General features: G+C 49.4%; 8 tRNA genes and 3 rRNA genes. All 11 read right to left on the bottom strand.

From position 1 onward, the window contains the following. A tRNA-Lys gene (locus ACTMTJ_RS45270) sits at positions 1 to 76 on the bottom strand. Between the two features lie 6 nt (positions 77 to 82). Next, positions 83 to 157: transfer RNA gene (locus ACTMTJ_RS45265), tRNA-Gln, on the bottom strand. Positions 158 to 160: 3 nt separating this feature from the next. Next, positions 161 to 236, bottom strand: a tRNA-His gene (locus ACTMTJ_RS45260). A gap of 4 nt (positions 237 to 240) precedes the next feature. Beyond that, positions 241 to 317 (bottom strand) — tRNA-Arg (locus ACTMTJ_RS45255). A gap of 79 nt (positions 318 to 396) precedes the next feature. Continuing rightward, positions 397 to 470: transfer RNA gene (locus tag ACTMTJ_RS45250), tRNA-Gly, on the bottom strand. A gap of 3 nt (positions 471 to 473) precedes the next feature. Then, a tRNA-Gly gene (locus tag ACTMTJ_RS45245) sits at positions 474 to 548 on the bottom strand. A gap of 23 nt (positions 549 to 571) precedes the next feature. After that, a tRNA-Leu gene (locus ACTMTJ_RS45240) sits at positions 572 to 655 on the bottom strand. Positions 656 to 665: 10 nt separating this feature from the next. Beyond that, positions 666 to 741, bottom strand: a tRNA-Lys gene (locus ACTMTJ_RS45235). Between the two features lie 5 nt (positions 742 to 746). After that, a 5S ribosomal RNA gene (gene rrf, locus ACTMTJ_RS45230) occupies positions 747 to 864 on the bottom strand. A gap of 52 nt (positions 865 to 916) precedes the next feature. Then, a 23S ribosomal RNA gene (locus ACTMTJ_RS45225) occupies positions 917 to 3,821 on the bottom strand. 187 nt (positions 3,822 to 4,008) lie between these two features. Beyond that, positions 4,009 to 5,521 (bottom strand): 16S ribosomal RNA (locus tag ACTMTJ_RS45220). The 16S, 23S and 5S rRNA genes sit together here with 8 tRNA genes alongside, the layout of an rRNA operon. Positions 5,522 to 5,748 lie beyond the last annotated feature (227 nt).

Below are 5,748 nucleotides of genomic sequence, written 5' to 3'. Positions count from 1 at the left end.
TGGTGATCTGCCAGGGAATCGAACCCTGGACACCGTGATTAAAAGTCACGTGCTCTACCGACTGAGCTAGCAAATCACATTTTGGCTGGGATAGCAGGATTCGAACCTGCGAATGACGGAGTCAAAGTCCGTTGCCTTACCGCTTGGCGATATCCCAATATGGGGTGAGCGACGAGACTCGAACTCGCGACACCCAGAGCCACAATCTGGTGCTCTACCAACTGAACTACGCCCACCATATGGTGTACCTTAAGGGATTCGAACCCCTGACCCACGGCTTAGAAGGCCGTTGCTCTATCCAGCTGAGCTAAAGATACACATTGAAAACAAAATTTATTTTAATTAGTTTTAAATGTTTTGTCAAGCACTTTTTTGCTTAACTTTTGAAACATTTTGTGGAGCGGGTACCGGGAATCGAACCCGGGTATCCAGCTTGGAAGGCTGGTGTTCTACCATTGAACTACACCCGCATATGGAGCGGAAGACGGGACTCGAACCCGCAACTTTCACCTTGGCAAGGTGACACTCTACCATTGAGTCACTCCCGCATTGAATGCTTGTTTAAATTTAATGGTGCAGATGAAGGGAGTCGAACCCCCACGCCGTAGGCGCTAGATCCTAAGTCTAGTGCGTCTGCCAATTCCGCCACATCTGCAAATTAAATTTGGTGATCTGCCAGGGAATCGAACCCTGGACACCGTGATTAAAAGTCACGTGCTCTACCGACTGAGCTAGCAAATCATAAGACCTGGCGACCACCTACTCTCCCACACAGTCTCCCGTGCAGTACCATCGGCTTCTAAAGGCTTAACCGTCGTGTTCGGAATGGGAACGGGTGTTACCCTAAAGAACATCATCACCAGATGTTTGAAAAAACTTTGTTCTTTCAAAATTGCACATATTTAATTTACTATATTTGGTCAAGCCCTCGATCTATTAGTATCGGTCAGCTGAACATGTTACCATGCTTACACCCCCGACCTATCAACCTTGTGTTCTTCAAGGGATCTTACTAGCTTACGCTATGGGAAATCTCATCTTGAGGTTGGCTTCACGCTTAGATGCTTTCAGCGTTTATCCATTCCCGACTTAGCTACCCAGCTGTGCTCCTGGCGGAACAACTGGTACACCAGAGGTCAGTCCATCCCGGTCCTCTCGTACTAAGGACAGCTCCTCTCAAATTTCCTACGCCCGCGACGGATAGGGACCGAACTGTCTCACGACGTTCTGAACCCAGCTCGCGTGCCGCTTTAATGGGCGAACAGCCCAACCCTTGGGACCTACTTCAGCCCCAGGATGCGACGAGCCGACATCGAGGTGCCAAACCTCCCCGTCGATGTGGACTCTTGGGGGAGATCAGCCTGTTATCCCCGAGGTAGCTTTTATCCGTTGAGCGATGGCCCTCCCACGAGGTACCACCGGATCACTAAGCCCGACTTTCGTCCCTGCTCCACTTGTGGGTGTCGCAGTCAGGCTCCCTTCTGCCTTTGCACTCTTCGAACGATTTCCGACCGTTCTGAGGGAACCTTTGGGCGCCTCCGTTACTTTTTAGGAGGCGACCGCCCCAGTCAAACTGCCCACCTAACAATGTCCTGTGACCAGATTCATGGCCGCCAGTTAGAATTTCAGTACTGTCAGGGTGGTATCCCAAGGTTGACTCCACCAAGGCTGACGCCCTGGTTTCCTAGTCTCCCACCTATCCTGTACAGACAATACCAAAACTCAATGCTAAGCTACAGTAAAGCTCTACGGGGTCTTTCCGTCCAATCGCGGGTAGCGAGCATCTTCACTCGCACTACAACTTCGCCGGATTTACAGTTGAGACAGTGCCCAAGTCATTACGCCATTCGTGCGGGTCAGAACTTACCTGACAAGGAATTTCGCTACCTTAGGACCGTTATAGTTACGGCCGCCGTTTACTGGGGCTTAAGTTCACACCTTCGCTTGCGCTAAGTGTTCCCCTTAACCTTCCAGCACCGGGCAGGCGTCAGCCCCTATACATCAGCTTACGCTTTAGCAGAGACCTGTGTTTTTGCTAAACAGTTGCTTGGGCCTATTCTCTGCGGCCTACTCTCGTAGGCACCCCTTCTCGCGAACTTACGGGGTCAATTTGCCGAGTTCCTTAACTGTAATTCTTCCGCCGGCCTTAGGATTCTCTCCTCACCTACCTGTGTCGGTTTGCGGTACGGGCACTACTTCTCTCTCTAGACGCTTTTCTTGGCAGCGTGGAATCATGTACTTCGGTTCCGTAGAACCTTCCCCATCACGCCTCAGCATTATGAGAGCGGATTTGCCTACTCTCACTGCCTAAACGCTTAGACTAGCATCCAATAGCTAGCACACACTATCCTCCTGCGTCACGCCATCGATAATAACGATGGTAGTGGTACTGGAATATCAACCAGTTGTCCATCACCTACGCCTTTCGGCCTCGGCTTAGGTCCCGACTAACCCTCAGCGGACGAACCTTCCTGAGGAAACCTTAGGTTTTCGGCCTGTGGGATTCTCACCCACATCTCGCTACTGATGCCAACATTCTCACTCGTAACCAGTCCACCGCTCCTTACGGTACGACTTCAGCCCGGTTACGACGCTCTCCTACCGCTTGAACTAAGTTCAAGCCCGTAGCTTCGGTGGTAAGTTTAGCCCCGTTACATTTTCGGCGCAAGATCTCTCGACTAGTGAGCTATTACGCACTCTTTTAATGAATGGCTGCTTCTAAGCCAACATCCTAGTTGTCTTAGAAATCTCACATCCTTTCCCACTTAACTTACACTTTGGGACCTTAGCTGACGATCTGGGCTGTTTCCCTTTTGACCACGGATCTTATCATTCGTAGTCTGACTGCCGAGCTCAAAGTATGTGGCATTCGGAGTTTGATAAGGTTCGGTAAGCGCTATGCCCCCTAGCCCATTCAGTGCTCTACCTCCACTACTCATACTCGACGCTAGCCCTAAAGCTATTTCGGAGAGAACCAGCTATCTCCGGGTTCGATTGGAATTTCTCCGCTATCCACAGCTCATCCCATGCTTTTTCAACAGCAACGTGGTTCGGTCCTCCACGAGGTTTTACCCTCGCTTCAACCTGGCCATGGATAGGTCACCCGGTTTCGGGTCTACGGCATGCAACTAGTCGCCCTATTCAGACTCGGTTTCCCTTCGGCTCCGTACCTTAAGTACTTAACCTTGCTACATACCGTAACTCGTTGGCTCGTTCTACAAAAAGCACCTCATCACCCTCATAAGGGGCTCTGAGCGGTTGTAGGCACACGGTTTCAGGTTCTATTTCACTCCCCTCCCGGGGTTCTTTTCACCTTTCCCTCACGGTACTGCTTCACTATCGGTCATCAGGTAGTATTTAGCCTTGGGAGGTGGTCCTCCCTGCTTCCCACAAGGTTTCACGTGTCTCGTGGTACTCTGGATCATAACTCGTGGTCTTCTCGTTTCACTTACAGGACTATTACCTTCTACGGTGGAACTTTCCAGTTCTCTTCAGTTACAATAGCCTCCACTTTGATGCTATGTCCACAACCCCGGAAACAAGTTTCCGGTTTGGGCTCTTTCCCTTTCGCTCGCCGCTACTAAGAAAATCGATTTTTCTTTCTCTTCCTCCAGGTACTTAGATGTTTCAGTTCCCTGGGTTACCTTCATTAAGCTATGTATTCACTTAATGATACATGGGGTTTCCCATGTGAGTTTCCTCATTCGGAGATCTTCGGATCTCAGGCTATGTGCGCCTACCCGAAGCTTATCGCAGCTTATCACGTCCTTCATCGGCTCCTGATGCCAAGGCATTCACCATGCGCCCTTTGTAGCTTGACCTATATTAGTTATAGTTCTCATTTTACAAAGAATAGAAATTGGTTTTGCCAATTTGGCTTGTTGTTTCTATAAATTAAATTATGTGCAATTTTCAAAGAACAATTTTGAGAGATAGTCTCTCAAAATTAAACAGAGATATTATCCAGAATTCATTATCATCTTAGTTGTCCTAAGATGTATTCCTTAGAAAGGAGGTGATCCAGCCGCAGGTTCTCCTACGGCTACCTTGTTACGACTTCACCCCAATCGCTGACCCTACCTTCGGCCGCTGCCTCCTTGCGGTTAGCTCACGGACTTCGGGTATTGCCAACTCTCATGGTGTGACGGGCGGTGTGTACAAGACCCGGGAACGTATTCACCGCGACATTCTGATTCGCGATTACTAGTAACTCCAGCTTCATGTAGGCGAGTTTCAGCCTACAATCCGAACTGAGACTGGTTTTTAAGTTTGGCTCCACCTCGCGGTATTGCATCTCTCTGTACCAGCCATTGTAGCACGTGTGTAGCCCTACACATAAGGGGCATGATGATTTGACGTCATCCCCACCTTCCTCCTGGTTAACCCAGGCAGTCTCGCTAGAGTCCTCAACTTAATGGTAGTAACTAACGACAAGGGTTGCGCTCGTTGCGGGACTTAACCCAACATCTCACGACACGAGCTGACGACAACCATGCACCACCTGTCACCTTGTCCCCGAAGGGATTTCCTCGATTAAGAGTAATGCAAGGGATGTCAAGTGTAGGTAAGGTTCTTCGCGTTGCTTCGAATTAAACCACATGCTCCGCTACTTGTGCGGGTCCCCGTCAATTCCTTTGAGTTTTAATCTTGCGACCGTACTCCCCAGGCGGAATACTTAATGCGTTAGCGGCGGCACGGAGGTGTTGAAACCCCCACACCTAGTATTCATCGTTTACGGCGTGGACTACCAGGGTATCTAATCCTGTTTGCTCCCCACGCTTTCGAGCCTCAGCGTCAGTTACAGTCCAGAGAGTCGCCTTCGCCACTGGTGTTCTTCCTAATCTCTACGCATTTCACCGCTACACTAGGAATTCCACTCTCCTCTCCTGCACTCTAGATAACCAGTTTGGAATGCAGCACCCAAGTTGAGCCCGGGTATTTCACATCCCACTTAATCATCCGCCTACGCTCCCTTTACGCCCAGTAAATCCGGATAACGCTCGCCACCTACGTATTACCGCGGCTGCTGGCACGTAGTTAGCCGTGGCTTCCTCCTTGGGTACCGTCATTATCTTCCCCAAAGACAGAGCTTTACGATCCGAAAACCTTCATCACTCACGCGGCGTTGCTGCATCAGGGTTTCCCCCATTGTGCAATATTCCCCACTGCTGCCTCCCGTAGGAGTCTGGGCCGTGTCTCAGTCCCAATGTGGCCGATCACCCTCTCAGGTCGGCTACGCATCGTCGCCTTGGTAGGCCGTTACCCCACCAACTAGCTAATGCGCCGCGGGTCCATCTCATAGCGGATTGCTCCTTTGGTTGAATGATGATGCCATCTTTCAACGTTATGCGGTATTAATCTTCCTTTCGGAAGGCTATTCCACTCTATGAGGCAGGTTACCCACGTGTTACTCACCCGTCCGCCGCTAATCCGTTTCCCGAAGGAAACTTCATCGCTCGACTTGCATGTGTTAAGCACGCCGCCAGCGTTCATCCTGAGCCAGGATCAAACTCTCAATTTAAAAGTTTAATCTATACTCATATTACTTATAAAAGAATTGCTGGTTTATGTTAATATCTTCTGTTTAATTTTCAAAGACCATTTCGTTGTCGCCCTCAAGCGACTTTCTTAGTTTAACATCACTTTGAAACTTTGTCAACAACTTTTTTTCAAAACTTTTAATTTGTTTTGTTGAGTTGTTTGTGTGTCTCTCAGCGACGAGATTTATCTTACCACGTTACATAACTT

The organism is Phytohabitans sp. LJ34 (genome assembly GCF_052068095.1).
Taxonomy (GTDB): domain Bacteria; phylum Actinomycetota; class Actinomycetes; order Mycobacteriales; family Micromonosporaceae; genus Phytohabitans.
Note: the sequence above shows the minus strand (reverse complement) of the source record. Positions and strands in the feature narration are given on the sequence as shown.